14 protein-coding genes are annotated in these 16,388 nt (G+C 73.5%); 6 read left to right on the top strand and 8 right to left on the bottom strand.

The features are described 5' to 3' along the window. Positions 1-808 precede the first annotated feature (808 nt). Both ACIQBJ_RS31905 and ACIQBJ_RS31900 read left to right on the top strand, forming a co-directional pair. Positions 809-1,201 (top strand): hypothetical protein, encoded by a 393-nt coding sequence (locus ACIQBJ_RS31905; protein WP_400717621.1) that lies wholly within the window; start codon positions 809-811, stop codon positions 1,199-1,201. Beyond that, positions 1,198-1,917 (top strand): hypothetical protein, encoded by a 720-nt coding sequence (locus ACIQBJ_RS31900; RefSeq protein ID WP_400717618.1) that lies wholly within the window; start codon positions 1,198-1,200, stop codon positions 1,915-1,917. The genes ACIQBJ_RS31905 and ACIQBJ_RS31900 overlap by 4 nt, the downstream gene beginning before the upstream one ends. 180 nt (positions 1,918-2,097) lie before the next feature. On the opposite strand, the gene ACIQBJ_RS31895 is transcribed toward ACIQBJ_RS31900, so the two are convergent. Beyond that, the gene (locus tag ACIQBJ_RS31895) at positions 2,098-2,289 is read right to left on the bottom strand and encodes a hypothetical protein (RefSeq protein WP_400717615.1); all 192 of its coding nucleotides are present in this window, start codon (positions 2,287-2,289) and stop codon (positions 2,098-2,100) included. A gap of 378 nt (positions 2,290-2,667) precedes the next feature. On the opposite strand from ACIQBJ_RS31895, the gene ACIQBJ_RS31890 reads away from it, so the two are divergent. After that, complete coding sequence (locus tag ACIQBJ_RS31890; RefSeq protein ID WP_400717613.1) at positions 2,668-4,674, top strand: tetratricopeptide repeat protein; 2,007 nt, start codon at positions 2,668-2,670, stop codon at positions 4,672-4,674. 370 nt (positions 4,675-5,044) lie between these two features. Here the strand turns inward: ACIQBJ_RS31890 and ACIQBJ_RS31885 are convergent, their stop codons facing one another. Beyond that, positions 5,045-5,803 carry a hypothetical protein gene (locus ACIQBJ_RS31885; RefSeq protein ID WP_400717610.1) on the bottom strand — a complete coding sequence of 253 codons (759 nt, stop codon included), beginning with the start codon at positions 5,801-5,803 and terminating at the stop codon, positions 5,045-5,047. Positions 5,804-7,185: 1,382 nt separating this feature from the next. Between ACIQBJ_RS31885 and ACIQBJ_RS31880 the strand changes: the two genes are divergently transcribed. Both ACIQBJ_RS31880 and ACIQBJ_RS31875 read left to right on the top strand, forming a co-directional pair. Further along, complete coding sequence (locus ACIQBJ_RS31880) at positions 7,186-7,803, top strand: hypothetical protein (protein WP_400717608.1); 618 nt, start codon at positions 7,186-7,188, stop codon at positions 7,801-7,803. Between the two features lie 597 nt (positions 7,804-8,400). Next, positions 8,401-8,583 (top strand): hypothetical protein, encoded by a 183-nt coding sequence (locus ACIQBJ_RS31875; RefSeq protein WP_400717606.1) that lies wholly within the window; start codon positions 8,401-8,403, stop codon positions 8,581-8,583. Positions 8,584-8,593: 10 nt separating this feature from the next. Here the strand turns inward: ACIQBJ_RS31875 and ACIQBJ_RS31870 are convergent, their stop codons facing one another. The 3 genes from ACIQBJ_RS31870 to ACIQBJ_RS31860 all read right to left on the bottom strand — a co-directional run bounded on the left by ACIQBJ_RS31870 (position 8,594) and on the right by ACIQBJ_RS31860 (position 9,611). Further along, positions 8,594-8,857, bottom strand: coding sequence for a hypothetical protein (locus tag ACIQBJ_RS31870; RefSeq protein ID WP_400717603.1), 264 nt, complete (start codon positions 8,855-8,857; stop codon positions 8,594-8,596). Next, complete coding sequence (locus tag ACIQBJ_RS31865) at positions 8,845-9,297, bottom strand: hypothetical protein (RefSeq protein WP_400717601.1); 453 nt, start codon at positions 9,295-9,297, stop codon at positions 8,845-8,847. The genes ACIQBJ_RS31870 and ACIQBJ_RS31865 overlap by 13 nt, the downstream gene beginning before the upstream one ends. A gap of 95 nt (positions 9,298-9,392) precedes the next feature. Next, positions 9,393-9,611 (bottom strand): hypothetical protein, encoded by a 219-nt coding sequence (locus ACIQBJ_RS31860; RefSeq protein ID WP_400717599.1) that lies wholly within the window; start codon positions 9,609-9,611, stop codon positions 9,393-9,395. Positions 9,612-10,624: 1,013 nt separating this feature from the next. On the opposite strand from ACIQBJ_RS31860, the gene ACIQBJ_RS31855 reads away from it, so the two are divergent. After that, positions 10,625-10,909: a MerR family transcriptional regulator gene (locus ACIQBJ_RS31855; protein ID WP_400717633.1), complete on the top strand. Its 285-nt coding sequence runs from the start codon at positions 10,625-10,627 to the stop codon at positions 10,907-10,909. 497 nt (positions 10,910-11,406) lie between these two features. On the opposite strand, the gene ACIQBJ_RS31850 is transcribed toward ACIQBJ_RS31855, so the two are convergent. From ACIQBJ_RS31850 to ACIQBJ_RS31840, 3 genes are all read right to left on the bottom strand, one after another. Further along, the gene (locus ACIQBJ_RS31850) at positions 11,407-12,102 is read right to left on the bottom strand and encodes a response regulator (RefSeq protein WP_400717596.1); all 696 of its coding nucleotides are present in this window, start codon (positions 12,100-12,102) and stop codon (positions 11,407-11,409) included. After that, on the bottom strand, positions 12,099-13,298 hold the full coding sequence (locus ACIQBJ_RS31845; RefSeq protein WP_400717594.1) for a sensor histidine kinase: 1,200 nt from the start codon (positions 13,296-13,298) through the stop codon (positions 12,099-12,101). The genes ACIQBJ_RS31850 and ACIQBJ_RS31845 overlap by 4 nt, the downstream gene beginning before the upstream one ends. A gap of 195 nt (positions 13,299-13,493) precedes the next feature. Next, a complete protein-coding gene (locus ACIQBJ_RS31840; RefSeq protein ID WP_400717591.1) occupies positions 13,494-15,725 on the bottom strand; it encodes an MMPL family transporter in 2,232 nt (743 codons plus the stop codon). Positions 15,726-16,388: the final 663 nt, after the last annotated feature.

The following is a 16,388-nucleotide window of genomic DNA, read 5'->3' as shown; positions in this document are numbered from 1 at the left end:
GGACGGTACCCCCGCTTCGCGGGGGTTGGCCGGCGCTTCGCGCTCGGCCTGGGCGCGCCTCCGCTTCGCTCCGGCGGCCGGAGCGGTTGACGGAAGATTAACTGGTTGAGCTGGGAGTATGGCTGACGGGGTAGCGGCCTTCGGCCGGGCTGACTAGGGGGTGGGGCGGGGTCGCCTTGATCGTTCCGGCATGCACGTGGGCGGATCGGGACGGGCACCCCGGGCCGGCCGAACAACGGGACAGGGACCGCCTGACGTGACACACAGTGATCAGAGCGGGAAGGGGACGGGTTGGGCGGGGCGTCCCCCCGACCTGACGCGAAAACCACCGCACCCCCGAATCCGCCTCACTCCGGAAAGGTCGATATCCGAGTCTAATGGGGAAAGGAAAACGGCCCATGGCGGGAATTCCTTGGACCGGAATTCAGAAAACCGGAAGCGCATACTGCAAGAATCCTTGCAGTATGCGGGCGCGGGGGACCGAGGGCGGGCGCGACCGTGCCCTTCGTCGGGCCGGGGCGGCGTTGGTCGGCCCGAGCACCACCCGCATCCCGCAGACCGATCCAACCGCCGGTGAGCAGAGCTTGGTGGGGTGGGAGCTCGAACTGTCCACGCCGGTCTCCCCTGTGGACGTCGCCGTCGCCTTGGGCCGCGGCACAAGCCAGTCGGGACCAGGCCACAAGTAGGCCGGTAATCAGGCAGGACAGGGCCGGGTGGGGGTCTTGCCGGGCATAGGGGTGTTGTCCTGGTTCAGGCAATGCGGAATGCTCGCTGGGCTGGGGGTCAACCTGCTTGGGGAGGAGCGGAGTTGGATTGGGCCGAGGCGGTCGGGTACGGGGCGGTCGGGGGTGCGCTGGTGGAGTTGGTCATCACCAACGGGCGCTTGCTGGCCTGGCAGGCCGCGCGGCATTTGGCGCGTCAGGATCGGCGGCGGCGGATGCCGCCGCTGCGGCGCTACATCGATCCCTCCGCAGACATCGCTGCGGGCCTGAGCAGGATCGCGCTGGGCGCGGCTACCGGTTGGCTGCTGCACTCACAGGTCACCGGTCTGTACGCCGCGGTGGCGGCCGGGGCCTCGGCGCCTGCCCTGCTGCGGCAGATCGGGTCGTTCACCGGCGCGCAGTCGGTTCTGCGGGGTGAGGAGCCGGCGGCACCCGGCGAGGCGGGCGTAGCCGTGCCGGTTGAGGAGGCGGGGCGGTGAGCTTCGGCGATCGCTACCTGGCCTCGCTGACCGATCGCGGCCGTCGCGGCGAACCGGCCTTCCAGCGCCCCGGACCGGAAGTTTCGTGGTGGCGACGCTACCTGGCTTCCCTTGTCGGTCTTCAACCGCCCCGGGGTGGTAAGGGCTTCAGCCCCATCGGAACGTTGGTGAAGACTCCTGCCCTTTGGCTTCTATTCGCCCCGGCGCACGTGGTGCATGTGTTCGGGGATGTCGACGCCGAGAGCACGGAGTCGGGTGAAGGGACTGGTCGTGCCCGGCCGCTGCGGCCGGTGCCGCGTGAAGTGTCTGCCCGCCGGTGGCCAACTGTCCTCGGCGTCGTCATCGCCACCGCCGTCGCCGCCTTCTGCATCACCTACCTCGCATCACGGGCAGGAAGGGAGCCCGTGGCTCCACCGGCCGTGCCACCGCGCGGGTGCGCCCAGATCCACGCCATCATCGACACCTACCGAACCAACGCGGTGGGACCTCAGGAAGAAGTGCTGACCGCAGCCAGAGAAGCTTCCAACTCGATCTTGCCTCTCACAATCGGTAACTTTCGAATGAAGTCCGAGCTGCTGGAATCGCTCTCGCAGCTTTCTACCGATCTCGGAAGGCTTGAAATAGCGTTGGGCGCGCAGGGTGCCGTCGACACCAGTGTGCCCATCGCGAATGTCAACGCGGACATGGCGCTGCTCGAACAGCAGTGCAGCAGATAGCCGCATCTCACAGCGCCCGGCAGAAAGCGGGATGCAGCAGGGCTGCCCCCTGGCACGACAGGGCGAAGGAGAGCGCTGCCCGGTCCGACCTCGGGCAACCCCGAGCAAATGCTCGGACAGATCGGCAGCAGGCGTCCGGAACGACTCGCCCGTGCCGTTGCACGCGTCGGGCGTTCATGGCTATTCCTCCCAGCCGCCGCTCCAGCCGTCGGGGAGGAGGTAGTCGGCGGTGAGGGGCTCGCCGCACCAGCACTCGCCGTCCAGGCAGTCCCGGGTGCCGCGGCAGCGGCCGAGGTCGACCGGCGGCGGGGCCGGGAGCGGCTTGGGGCGGGCGATACGCACCAGCGCGGGCACCACCCGTACTGGGTCCACACGCCGGTGGCGAGCAGCTCGCAGCCGTCCTCCTCCTCGAGGTCCGGGCCGAACGGGTCCGCCTCGCCCTGCTCCTCCTGCTCGCCCTGGTCGTGCTCGCCGTCGAACGCCATCGTCGTCTCCTCCGAGTCCGGCCGGACGCCGTCGGCCGCCCGGGAGAGGCGGCCGGACCCTGGACCAGGCCGGTGGGGGCCAGCCCGGCCGACCGCTCCTTCCGCGCTCCCGCCCGGGCCGCGGACGGAGCGGTGCGGATGTGGAAGGGGCGGGGCGGATGCGGGAGGACGGGGGTGGGTAACGGGTTGGTCGACAGTCCGGTCGGGGCGCGGGTTCGCGGGTAGCGTCCGGTTCGGGGGTTGCGTCGGCCGGGTGGGGGTTGTCGTGGGAAGCATCGACGAGGACGGTCCGGAACCGCTGGGCACCGGGTCCGGCATGTCGATCGTCGCGTCCGGCAGCGGCAGCGCCGCCGCCCACACCATCGGCGAGGTGCACCAGCACCGGCACGAACACGCCGCCCCGCGCCGGACGGCCGTGTGGCCGCACCAGGTCGGCCGGATACCGCCACAGGCCGGGGCCTTCCAGGACCGGGCCGAGGCGCAGCGGTTGGCCGTGGTGCTGGAGGGCGGCGGGACTGCGGTGGTCGGCGGCAAAGCCGGCGGGGTCCGGGCGAGCGGGGTGCTGACCGGGCTGGGCGGGGTCGGCAAGACGCAGCTGGCCGCGGAGTACGCGCGCACCGCCTGGAGCAGCGGGCAGTTGGATGTGCTGGTGTGGATCACGGCGGTGAGCGGCGAGGCGGTGGCGGCCGGGTACGCGCAGGCCGGCACCGAACTCCTCGGCGCCGAGCCGGAGGGGGCGGCGGGGGCGTTCCTGGCCTGGCTGGAGCCCAAGTCCGGTGGGCGGCCGTGCCGGTGGCTGGTGGTCCTCGACGATGTCGCCGACCCGGACGACCTGCGGGGCTGGTGGCCGCCGCCCAGCCCGCACGGCCGCACGCTGGTGACCACGCGCCGCCGGGACGCGGTGCTGTCCGGGGGCGGGCGGCGCGTGGTCGAGGTCGGCCTCTTCACCCCCGACGAAGCCGTCGCCTACCTCACGGATGCTCTCGCCGCCTGCGGCCGGACCGAGACCGAGGAGGAACTGCGGGCGCTGGCCGCCGACCTCGGACACCTCCCTCTGGCGCTGTCGCAGGCCGCCGCGTACCTCGTCGACGCCGGGATCTCCTGCGCGGCCTACCGGCGGTTGCTCGCCGACCGCACGCGCACTCTCGCCGACGCCGCCCCCGGACCGCTGCCCGACGACCAGGCCCACATCGCCGCCGCTGCCTGGGCATTGTCGATCGAGCACGCCGACACCCTCCACCCGGCGGGTCTCGCCCGCCCGATGCTGCACCTGGCCGCGTTCCTCGACCCCAACGGCATCCCACAGGCCGTCCTCACCAGCACCCCCGCCCTCGAACACCTCACCGCCGCCGCCCACACCGACGCCGACGATGCCGACGCCGCCGTGGTCACGCAGGCGCAGGCGGTGGCCGCGCTGCGGGTGCTGCACAGGCTCGGCCTCATCACCCATGACCCCGCCACCCCCCACCAGGCCGTTCGGGTCCACCAGCTCGTCCAACGCGCGGTGCGCGACACCCTCCACGAGGAGGAGCGCGAACGCCTGACCCGTACCGCCGCCGACGCCCTGCTCGCCGCCTGGCCCGAGATCGAGACGGACACCGCCCTGGCCCGGGCCCTGCGCGCCAACACCGACATCCTCCACCGGCCCGACGTCCTTGTCGGCCACGCCCCTGGTGCCCTGTACCGGCCCGATGCCCACACGGTGCTGTTCCGGGCGGGACGAAGCCTCGGTGAGAGCGGCCGGGCCGACGCCGCCCGCGACCACTTCCAGGCACTCACCGACACCACCGCACACCACCTGGGCCCCGACCACCCCGACACCCTCACCACCCGGCACCACCTCGCCCACTGGCGGGGGCAGGCGGGGGACGCAGCGGGGGCCGCCGCCGCGCTCGCGGACCTGCTCGCGGACTATCTGCGCGTCCTGGGCCCCGACAACCCCCACACCCTCAACGCCCAACACAACCTCGCCCACTGGCGGGGGGAGGCGGGGGACGCAGCGGGGGCCGCCGCCGCGCTCGCGGACCTGCTCGCGGACCGTCTGCGCGTCCTGGGCCCCGACAACCCCGACACCCTCACCACCCGGGGCAACCTCGCCCGCTGGCGGGGGCAGGCGGGGGACGTGGCGGGCGCCACCACCGCGATCGCGGACCTGCTTGCGGACTATCTGCGCGTCCTGGGCCCCGACCGCCCCGACACCCTCACCATCCGCCACAATCTCGCCCACTGGCGAGAGCGGGCCGGGAACACAGCGGCGGCCGACGACGAGTGATCACCGGCGCCCTCTCGTCGGCAGCCCGGGACGGTGCCGTCGACGAGAACGGGCCAACAGGTCAGGGAACGGGCAGCGGGCCCGTAGAGGGCGCGGGTGGGCTCGGCCGGGGACGTGGGCGGGGATGTAGGTGAGGAGTTCGGCGACGGGCCGGTGCTCGGGCGGGACCGGGGGGCTCGTGCAGCAGGCCCTCGCGGATCGACTCGTCGGTGCCGCACAGGCCGCACACCAGGATCCCGGCGTCGGCGCGGCACAGCGCCCCGAGGTCGCCCTCGAACTCGCGCAGCTGGCCCCGGCAGCGCGGGCACGCCCCGGTGCCGGGCCTGTGACATGCGACCTTGACCGATTGACAGGTGGTCTTGCCCGGCGGTCAGGTGTGTTCGGATCGCTGCTCCGGACGGCGGGAGTCGGGTAGCGCGCAGGCGAGGGCGGCGATGAGGGATCCGGCGCAAAGGATGTAGAGGGCGATCGTCCGGGCGATCCAGGGCGGTGTGCCGGGAACGGGGCCGAGCGCGGTGCGGACCTCGCCGCGGGGGTCGTAGGTGAAGACCACCGGCCTGCCGACCTCGGGGCGGTCCTCGTCCTGGTCGGCCTCCAGGGTCCAAAGGGCCCCGTCAGGTGTGCGGGCGGTGAGGTAGAGCCTCGGGCCCGGGTCGATGCCGCCACCGTCGTTGCCCTCACGCCACCGCGCCTCCACGGTGCCGGTGACCGCCACCCCGCGCTCGTGCATCACCTGCCGGTCGGTCCAGCCGAGTGTGAGCGACGCATAGGCGGGCGCGGCGAGTACGACTGCGGCCACGCCGGCCGCCATGACGCTTCGCGGGACGGATTCACGGATGGCGGCGAGGCCCAGAACGGTGCCCAGGACCAGCGTGGCGGCCAGCCCGATGACGACCATGGCGAGGAAGAACGGCCACTCGGCGGTGCGCTGGTACACGGCCGCCACCGCCCACGAGGCGGCCACCACCGCCGCGACCGGAGCCGCAGCAGCGATCACGAACCGCCCAAGCGCCCACAAGACGGCGATCGGGCGACGACGCAAAGAATCCCCCATGACACACAGCGTGGCCCTCCGCTCCACGGCCGACAAGGCCTCCCGTGCGAGCGGACCGAATCCGAAGTCCGTCACCGCCGCCGGTCAAGACCGCCTGCCAATCGGTCAAGGCCAACTGTCAAAGGTCCGGGCCGGGCCGGGCGGGGCCCGGGGTCGAGCCGAACACCCCTGGGCAACCGCAGGGCACGGCGACAGCGGCCGAGCGCGACCACCGGCACCGCCCTGGCAGCGGCCGGGACGGTGCCGGCCGGGACGGACCCGTCGACGGAGGCGGGGCGGCGGGTCGGGCCACGGCCGGGCACGGGCTCCCGGCAGGTGCTCACAACAGCTGGCCCTGGAACCGGCCTCCCGGGCCCCGTGGGCGCGGACCGGACCCGACCCGACAGATTCCGACCGATCCGCACAGGGCCCGGACGAAACCCGGAATTCATCCTGCCCTTGCCCCAGGAGCAATCCGGACTGTGCCCGGAAACGGCCCGCAGCAGGAATTACGGGCACGGCGGACAGAGGTGGACCCGTAATTTCGAGAGTCGGCCATCAATGTGCCCGGAGCAGCACCAGAATGCTTTTCGAGAATGCGCATTCACGGCTTCGGCGGTCCTGGCGTCGCTTCCCGGGGCCCGGGCGGCCCGTCCGGGTGCCATCGGGGTGTCGCCGACCGGCCTGCCGGGCGTCGCCGGGCACCTCCCGGCCGGCCGGGCGAGCGGGTGCCGCGGGGCCGGGGCGCTCAGTCCCGCTCGGCGAGGTAGCCGCGGCCCAGCGGGCGCCGCACGGGAGCGCGCCCGGGCTCGATCCCGTCCACCGGGGAAGGGTGGGCCCTGCGGGCTCCGCAGGGCCGGAAGCGGCGGGCGGCAGGTGCAGGGGGCGGCGTCCTGTGGCACCGGCGGCGGGTGCCGGTGCGCAGCGGGCGAAGGCCGGCCCCGGCATCGGCCGCGACGGCGACGGGCGCCAAGGGCGGCCCCGAGAGGTGTCACCGACTCGGGGCCGAGATGCAAGAGCTGTCACGGACTTCACCCCCCGGCCCCGGAGAGACGGCACCAGGAGCAGCAGCACCCGGCCTGTGGGCGGGGGACGAACGCAGGCCGGGGCACAGCACCGCACCGCCCGCACCCGCCCGCGGCCCCACCCCGTTCTCGCGCGGGCGGCCTGCGGCCGCGGCGGAGTGCCGGGCTGGCAGCCGCACCGTGGGCAGTGCGGGGCCGAGGCCTGGCGGCCCTGCGGAGGTGCGGGTCCGGGGCCGGGCCCGCGGCACCGGCCGGAACGGCGCGCGGGCGGGGGTGGTGGCCTGCGGCACCCGGCGCGGGCACAGCGGGCACAGCGCGGGACCGGGACCGCTCGGCGAACCATCCATCGGCGCTGTGGCCGGAAAACTGACCGGATCGCCTGCTGGGCGGATGGCAGATCCCATCCTTCAATGGAGGGGTTGATGCCTGGGAGCAGCAGGGGAGGCAGGAGTCATGTCGGATCACACGGTCACAGAAGAGCGGGTGCGGGAGAAGGCCGCCGAGCTCCGGAAGCACGTGGAGCGATGGAAGGGGATCGAGGGCTTCGAAGGCCCGGCGGCGGACCTGGATGTGGAGGCGCTGGCGCGCGGGGTGCTGGAGGTGCGGGCGAGGCCGCGTCTGTCCGGGCCCGAGCTGCTGGAGGCCGTCCGGCCGCAGTGGGAGAGGAAGGCGGCGCAGCTGGGGCTGGAAGGTGAGGCCCGGGAGGCGTTCGTTCTGGACAGGCTGGATGAGGACGTGCCGCAGGTCTACTGCGAGACGCAGGACTTCTTCGTGGTCGTCTACTACGTCATCCATCTGAACAGGGCGGCCGCCGAGATGGTCGACGTGCAGACGGAGACGGTCCTGCAGGCGCTGGAGGTGGCCTCGCTGGGTCTTCCGGAGATCGACGAGATCATCTCCCCACTGGAAGCTCTGATCAGGGCCGAGGCGATGACGATCAAGGCGGTCTCTGACAGTCAGGACAACGGCCAGGTCCAGCTTGTGGGGGTCTACCCCGTCCCGGTCTTCATTGCCGAGCCCGACGATCTTCTCTGGGACGAGGTGCACGCAGTCCCCGGCCACCAGAACTGATACGCGCCCAGCCCGCCGCCCGCCGCCCGCCTGCACAGTGTGCAGCCAGCCGGGCGCGGCGCCGCGGCAGGCGGAGCGGCAGGCCCAGCGGGCGGCGGTCGGTACTCATGCCCCAGCCTGACCCGCCGTCACCCCCGAGGCACCACCCCGCCGGCGACCGGCCGACCGGGGCCCGTGTCCGGCACCGGAAGCACCCGCACGGCCCAGACCCGGGTCCGGCCGGCGGGAGGGCGCGACGTTAGGTGTGCCGGTCCTCCATCCTCCCTGCCGCTGCCGCTGCCGCTGCCGCGCAGAAGGTGCGCGGCACCGTGCCCGGGAGGACCCGCGTGACACCGACGAACCGATTTCTCCTTCGGCTGCTGTCCCTTCTGCTCCGAGCCCACGGAAGGGGCGAGGAGCGGCTCCAGGTGCCCGCTCCCGTACCGGAGCGGAGCAGGAACATGGCGACAGCGGCAGAAGCGAGGCACTTCGGGTGGGCGGCCGTGACGGCGGTCTTGGCCCACGAGGCGCAGGCCCGGGGGATTCCCGCGGTGGTGGTCCTGGCCGGGGCCGTCCTGGTGGCCGGCGGCACCACGGTCCTCGTGCGGCGCGCCCTGGGTGCCGTGGTCGGCGGCGCTGCGGGCCGGGGCGGAGCGGGCCGCGGAGGAGGCGGTGGTGAAGGGCATCGGGATGCTCGTCCTGACGCCGTTCCTCCCGCCGGAGTGGGCGCTGCTCGCCGAGATGGCGCTGGAGCTGGTCCCCGCCCGGGCGCTGCTGCGCCGGTGGTGCGGGCGGCGGTAGCGGGGTCGGGCTACGGGGTGTCGCCTTCCCAGTCCCAGCGGAGCGGATCGCCGGGGCGCGGCTCGTAGTGGGCGCGGCCCCCAGCGCCGTAGTGGCCCAGCGGGGTGATCAGCGCGGCGCCGCACTCCAGCTCGTCCGGGGCCCAGCCGGTGACGTCGACCAGCCGGCCGTCGAGGGGTCCGCCGACCAGCTCCCGGTACTCGTGCCCCGGCTCGGGGCCGGGGTCCTCGCCGGGCTCGGAGCCGTAGACCCGGGCGCCGGTCAGGACTGCCACCAGGCGGCGGTAGCCGGGTCGGCGGCCCGGGCGGCGACCCGCCTCATGTGGTCGCTGAGCACAAAGCCCAGGCCCTCCAGCAGGCCGGGGCCGTGACGCGACATCAGCAGGTCGGTGTCCACCGCCTCCGTCGCGTCCAACGACCGGCCCGGAGTGTCCGGCACGGTGTGGTCGTGGCGCAGCACCTGCCAGCAGGCGGTCACCGGGTCGAAGGCGGCGTCGTCCAGGTCGTGGCCCAGGGCGGTCAGCCGGGTCGCCCGGGAGTCCAGGAAGGCCGGGCCCCTCGACGCCTCGGTGTACAGGGCGCGGATGTGGCCGGCGCCGATCTCGGCCGGGTCGGTGCCGGTCTCGGCGGCGGCCAGGTAGAGCGCGGCCTCGCCGTCCTCCTGAATCCGGGTGCCGACCGCTGGGACGCCGCGCCGCCAGCCGTCCGGCCGCACCGGGCCCAGCAGGTGCTCGCGGGAGCAGTCCGTTTTCAGCAGGCCGCAGGCGTCGGCGGCGTCGCGGACTTCGCCGGATGCTGCGGGCGGGGTGGCTACCGGGGGCGCCGGTTGCGGGGCCGGCGGGCGGCGGCGAGGGCGTCGCGGAGGGCGGGCAGGTCGGCGAGGGTGACTTGTTCGGCCAGGCGTGCGAGCAGTCGGCGCAGGGTCCGTTCGTCGTGGTCGTGGACGGCTTCGGCGAGGGCGGTCAGCAGGGGTTCTCGCGCACGGGGGACGGGTGTGCGAGCTGCCGGCGTGTCCCGGGTTCCTTCCACCGTTCACCCTCCTGCGCGTTGTCCCCGGTCGCGCCCGGTGTGTTCGGCCCGCGCGCGGGCCTGAAGACTATCTCCCCTTCGAACACTGAAAAATCTATCCCGGCCGAAGTAGACATTGCCGTCGGGCGTGGTTAATGTTTCTCTCATAGCCAGCAGCCGGAAGGGCTCGCCAGACATGAACTGGCGGGAGTTTCAACGAAGTTCGCAGGTCGGTGCGGTTGCGGTGCGCTGAAGCCAGGGTTGGTGCAGGACGGCGACAGCACGGGCGACCGGACCGGGCGGCCCGCGGTGATCAGGGGCCGCCGACGAGCGGTGCCGCAGTGAGCAGGGCCGGCAGGACAGCAGTGCCGATGTGCGCGCCGGGCAGGTGGGCGCGGAGCAGTGACGCAGGAACCGGTGCGGCGGCGGAGTCACGGAGCCGAGCGAAGGTGCAGGACGGCGACGGGACTGGCGGCCGTGCCAGGTGGCCCGCAATGATCAGGGGTCACAGATCAGCGGTACCGCGGCAAGCAGGTGAAGTCGATCCGCAGTCACCGGCAGGTGAAAGCAGGCAGGGCCCCAGCAAAGGCGCCGGACTGCGGGCGCGCGTGCTGGGAAGTCCGGCAGCGGCAGTACCGAGCAGTACCAGTCAGTGCGCAGTGCCAGCATTTCGCAGGAAGTCAGTCGACGCAGAGGAAGAACGGAGGGCGCAAGCGCCATCAGGATCGCCCGGCCCGTGAGATGAAGCACTTCCCGTCCGGGCGGACACCGCAGACCCCTCAGGAACGAAGGACGGTGGTTTCCGGTCACGCATACGCGATCCCCGCAGCTCCCTCACCTGGGACGATGCGGAACAAGGAACCCGGCCCAGGCCGGTAGATGGTGAAGTTCCCTTCGGGGCCCCGGAGCCGCAACGGCGCCGGGGCCCCTCCACGCGTTCTTGAAACCCCACTCGAAGAGGTGCAGTGACCACGGCAACCATCCGACCGCATACCCCCGACTCCCTCGACGACGACGACTACCCCGCCTACACCATGGGCCGCGCCGCCGAGATGACCGCCACCACCGCCGGCTTCCTGCGCGCCCTCGGCGAACGCCGTCTCATCACCCCGCTGCGCTCCGAGGGCGGCCACCGCCGATACTCCCGCTACCAGCTACGCATCGCGATGCGCGCCCGCGACCTCGTCGACCAGGGAACCCCCATCGACGCCGCCTGCCGCATCATCATCCTCGAGGACCAACTCGAAGAAGCCCTGCGCATCAACGAACAACTCCGCGCGGACCATCCGGGCCAACAGCCGCCCACCGCCGACACCTGACCTGCGAACCGCCGCTCCCCCGTCCTGCCCCCACCGGCTCGTAGCGGTCCAGGACCTCCTGCGGACAGCCGGGCTCCTGGGCGCTCGGCAAGTGCAGGCTCGCCACCCCCGGGCCGCCGCCGTTGTGAACCAGGATCCCGCGGCGGCAGCCCCGGCCTGGCGACGGGGAGTCTGGACACCGCGATCTCGACGGTCCGCCCGCCCGGCTCGCGGCAGTCCAGCGGCACCTTCAGGGTGGTGCAGCGCAGCCGGGGGTCCACCGAGGCCGGACGGGTCGGCGGGGCAGTCGGTCCAGGCCAGTGGCGCGGTCGGTTGCGTCGGCACGGCGCAGGCGGCGCAGGCGTCGGCGGTCGCTCCGGCCAGGGCCGGGGCGAGCGCGGCGCCGACGGTTCTCAGCGGGTCGGTGGGCCGTCGTCTCCTCGACATAGGTCCGGACCGTAGGGATGCGGCCGTCGGGTGTCGTCCCCCGGAGCGGTGCTGATCACCGGCCGTGCTGATCAGTCGTTCGGCTCGGAGGCCGGGCGGGGTGTCCGGACCAGGCCGGTCTGGTAGGCGAGGGCGACGAGCTGGGCCCGGTCCCGGGCGTCGAGCTTGGACATCGCCCGGTGGATGTGGGTGCGCACCGTGAAGGGGCTGACGTACATCCGGGCGGCGATCTCCTCGTTGCCGAGACCGGTGGCGGCCATCGCCATCACCTCGCGCTCACGGGCGGTCAGGGCGGCCAGCCGTTCGGGCGCGGCGGCCGGGCCCCGGTCCGGGTCGGGCTGGGCGAGCAGGCGGTCGATGACGGCGCGGGTGGCGGCGGCCGACAACAGCGGTTCACCGCCGGCGACCCGGCGCAGGGCGGCGAGCAGCTCGGTGGGTTCGGCGTCCTTGCCGAGGAAGCCGCCGGCGCCGGCGCGCAGGGCCTGGGACACGTACTCGTCGATCTCGAAGGTGGTGAGGATGAGCACCCGGGTACCGGCGAGGTCGGGGTCGCCGCAGATGGCGGCGGTGGCGGAGAGGCCGTCGACGCCGGGCATCCGGATGTCCATCAGGACCACGTCCGGGCGGGTGGCCCGGGCCAGGTCGACCGCCTCCCGGCCGTCGGCGGCCTCGCCGACCACCTCCATGTCGTCCTCGGCGTCGATCAGGACGCGGAAGGCACCGCGCAGCAGGGCCTGGTCGTCGGCGAGCAGTACTCGGATGGTCACGCGGGTTCCTCTCGGGCGGCTGTGCGCAGGGGCAGTTCGGCGGCGACCAGGAAGCCGCCGCCGGGCCGGCGGTCGGCGGTGAGGCGCCCGCCCACGGCGGCGGCGCGCTCGCGCATGCCGATCAGGCCGAAGCCGCCGCCGGCCGGGGCGGACGCGGGCGGGGCCGGGCGCGGCGGGCGGTCGTTGGCGACGGTCAGCAGGAACCGGCCGCCGGAGTAGGTCAGGGTGATGTCGGCGGCACTGCCGGCGGCGTGCTTGGCCACGTTGGTCAGGGATTCCTGGAGGATCCGGTAGGCGGTGAGGTCGACGCCCGGGGAGAGTTGCTGCCGCTCCCCCTCGACGGTGAGGCGCACCGGCAGTCCGGCGCGTTCGAAGGTGTCGACGAGGTCGGGCAGCCGGTCCAGGCCGGGGGCCGGTTCGAGCGGGGCCTCCGGGTCGTCGGCGCGGCGCAGCAGGCCGACGGTGGCTTTGAGCTCGCGCAGCGCGGAGCCGGTGGCGTCGGTGAGGTGGCTGAGCATCTCGCGGGCCTGGGCGGGGTTGCGGTCGAGCAGGTGGACGGCGATCCCGGCCTGGGCGTTGGCGAGCGCGATGTGGTGCGCGACGACGTCGTGCAGGTCGCGGGCGATCCGGATGCGTTCGTCGGCGACCCGGCGGCGGGCCTCCTCCTCGCGGGTGCGCTCGGCCCGTTCGGCGCGTTCCTCGATGGCGGCCAGGTGGGCGCGGCGGGTGCGGACGGAGTCGCCGATGGCGCCGGGCAGCAGGATCCAGGCGACGAAGCCGATCCGGGCGCCGATCGGGGCACCGGGCTCGGCGACGTACGTGGCGCCGGTGAGCAGCACGGCCGCGACGGCGGTGGCGGTGCGCGCGGTGCTGCGGTCGGTGTGGACCGCGAGGACGTAGAGCGCGACGATCAGCGGCGCGACCAGTCCGGCGTTGAGCTGGGTCGTGACGAAGCAGATGGCCAGGGCGCAGGTGAAGGTGATCCCGAACAGTGCCCGGGGATGGCTGCGGTGGAGGAGCACGGCGGCGCTGGAGACCACGGCCAGGGCGAGCGCGGGCGGGTTGGGCTCCAGGTGGTTGCCGAGGCGGTCGACGGTGGTGGTGCCGGCGGTGGCGGTGAGGACACCGAGCACGAGCAGCGCGTCGAGCAGGCGGGGGTAGCGGCGGCGGACGCGGCGCGGCCAGGTGTCGGTCATGCTCGGTTCTCCACGGGCCCGGACGGTTCGGCGGGGGACGGGCGGTAGGGCGGGTGCCGTGCGGCGGGTACTGCGGATGCAGTACCCGGTCTTGCGGTTCCACTATGTTTCGTACCATTTTGACCGGTCGGGCACGGCGGCCGGAACACGGGCCGCCCCGCCGCGGTCCCGGGGGATCGCGGCGGGGCGGGGTGCTCAGACGCCGGCCGAGTGGCGGGCCGGTTCGGTACCGGTCCCGTCGCCGGGAGTGGCGGGAAGCGGGGGCTCGGTCCTGAGGTCGGCGCCCTCGACATCGATGTCGGGGACGATCCGCTCCAGCGGACGCGGCAGCCACCAGGCACGGCGGCCGAGCAGGGCGAGGGCGGCCGGGACGATCGCCATCCGGACCACGAACGCGTCGAAGGCGACGGCAGCGGCCAGGCCGAAGCCCATCATCTTGATCATCGGCTCGTTCATGCCGATGAAGCCGGCGAAGACGCTGATCATGATGAGCGCGGCGGCCGTGACCACCCGGGCGTTGTACCGGAAGCCGGTGACCACGGCCTCGCCGGGTTCCTCGCCGTGCACATAGGCCTCGCGGATCCGGGTGACCAGGAACACCTCGTAGTCCATCGCCAGGCCGAACACCACACCGATCATGAAGATCGGCATCATGCTCATCACCGGGCCGGTCTGCTCGATCCCGATCAGCTCGGCCAGCCAGCCCCACTGGAAGACCGCGACGACGGCGCCGAGCGCGGCGGTCACCGAGAGCAGGAAGCCGGCGGCGGCCTTGAGCGGGACGAGCACCGAGCGGAAGACCACCAGCAGCAGCACCACGGCGAGGCCGACCACCACCGCCAGATAGGGCAGCAGCGCGTCGTTCATCTTCTGCGAGACATCGATGTTCATCGCCGTCGGGCCGCTGACCAGCACGGTCGCACCGGTGGCGGACTTGAGGCCCGGCGCCTTGTCCCGGATGGCGTGGACCAGGTCGGTGGTCGCGGCCTCGCTGGGGCCGGTGGCCGGCATCGCGGTCACCAGGGCGGTGTCCCCGGCCTGGTTGAAGGCCGCCGGGGTCACGGCCACCACCCCGGGCAGGCCCTTCACGGCGTCGCCGACCTGCTGGGCGGCGGCCTTCGGATCGGCCACGCCCTTGGCGTCGACCAGCAGGGTCAGCGGACCGTTGAAGCCGGGGCCGAAGCCCTCGGAGAGGTGGTCGTAGGCACGGCGCTGGGTGGTGGAGGTGGGCTTCGCCTCGTCGCCCGGCAGGCCGAGCCGCAGGTCGAGGGCGGGCAGGGCGAGCACGCCGAGCCCGATCACGCTGCCGACCAGGACGGCGACCGGGCGGCGCAGCACGAACCGGGCCCAGCGGGTCCCCCCGTTGGAGCGGGCACCGGCGCCCGCCGCGGCGGCCCGCCGCGGGTTGCGGAGCTTGCGCGGCAGCACCCGCTGACCGATGAAGCCGAGCAGCGCGGGGACCAGGGTGAGCGCCACCAGGACGGCGATCACCACGGTGCCGGCCGCCGCGAGGCCCATCTTGGCGAGCAGCGGGATGCCCACCACGGAGAGCCCGGCCAGCGCGATGATCACGGTGAGCCCGGCGAACACCACGGCCGATCCGGCCGTGCCGGCGGCCCGTCCGGCGGCCTCCTTGGGCGCGTACCCGTCGAGCAGTTCGGCGCGGTAGCGGGAGACGATGAAGACCGCGTAGTCGATGCCGACGGCGAGGCCCAGCATCATTGCCAGGGTGCTGGTGGTGCTGGACAGTCCGAGCACACTGCCGAGCCCGGTGATCAGCGCGATGCCGAGGCCGACGCCGATCACCGCGGTGAGCAGCGGGAGTCCGGCGGCCAGCAGCGAGCCGAAGGTGATCACCAGGACGACGGCCGATATCGCCATGCCGATGGCTTCGGCGGAACCGCCCGCCTCGCCGCCGGCCATCAGGGCCGTGCCGCCGATGTCCACGGTGAGGCCGGCGTCCCGGGCGTGCTGGGCGGCCTGCTCCAGGGCGTCGGTGGCCCCGGTGGAGACCTTGCCGGGCTTGGCGTCGTAGTTGATCGTCGCGTAGGCGGTGGTGCCGTCCTGGGAGACGGCGCCGGTCTTGAACGGTCCGGCGGCTCCGAGGACCTGCTCGCCGTGGGCGAGCTCGGCGACCGTCTTCTCGACCGTCTGCCGGTTCTCGGTGGCGGTGATCTTCTGGCCGGACGGCGCGACGAAGACGATCCGGGCCGAGGCACCGTCGGACATGGCGCCGGGGAAGCGCTCGTCCATGAGGTCGAAGGCCTTCTGCGCCTCGGTGCCGGGCATGGCGAAGCCGTCGTCGGGGGCGGCGGGCGCCTTGGCGGCCAGCACCCCCACGGCGGCCAGCAGGGCGACCCAGAGCAAGGTCACCAGCCGGCGCCTGAGGAAGGCCCATCGGCCCAGGCGGTACAGGAAAGTGGCCACGGGAGAGCGGACTCCTTCGGATGTCGGTCGGCGGACGTGGGATGCCGGATGCCGGACTACGGGCGTCGGGCGGGATCGGTGGCCGGGAGCGCTGCCCGGCCGTCACGGCCAGGGGCTTCCGGAGCATGGCCATCCTGCGTCGGCGGGCGTCTCGTCGGCGTCGGCCCTGGGCAGGCATTCCGGACTACTGCGGACGCAGCAGGACGACCCGGACGGTGTAGTGCCAGGAGCACATCGACCGCCGTCCGGCTCCGACCTGCGGCCGAGAGGGGCGGGGCCGGGCTCGGGGTCCGAGGGATGTCGCGCTGGGGGCCTGGCTGAACAACCAGAAGGCCCGCCGGGCGAAGCTCAGCGCGGAGCAGGTCGCGCAGCGGGAGGCCCTCGGCGTGGCCTGGGAGATCTAGGCTCCAGTGCCGGGCTGCCGGGGCTTCGCGGCCGGGCTGGAAGCCGTGTGAGGTGCGGGCGGGAGGCCGCTGTCCGGCGCACTCTCGCGCAGGGGCGCCCGGACGCCGGTTCCGGACGAGCGGGCATTGGTGCCCTCGCCGATGCCGGTCTTCGCGGCCGCCGCCATCGGCGAACCCCCGCGGCACGCCGCTCAACCGGATCGGGTGACGTCGGCGCCATCGCCCCGACAACCGGGGACCGGGGACCGGGGACCGGGGA

The sequence above is a fragment of the Kitasatospora sp. NPDC088391 genome (genome assembly GCF_044753345.1).
Lineage (GTDB): Bacteria > Actinomycetota > Actinomycetes > Streptomycetales > Streptomycetaceae > Kitasatospora.
Note: the sequence above shows the minus strand (reverse complement) of the source record. Positions and strands in the feature narration are given on the sequence as shown.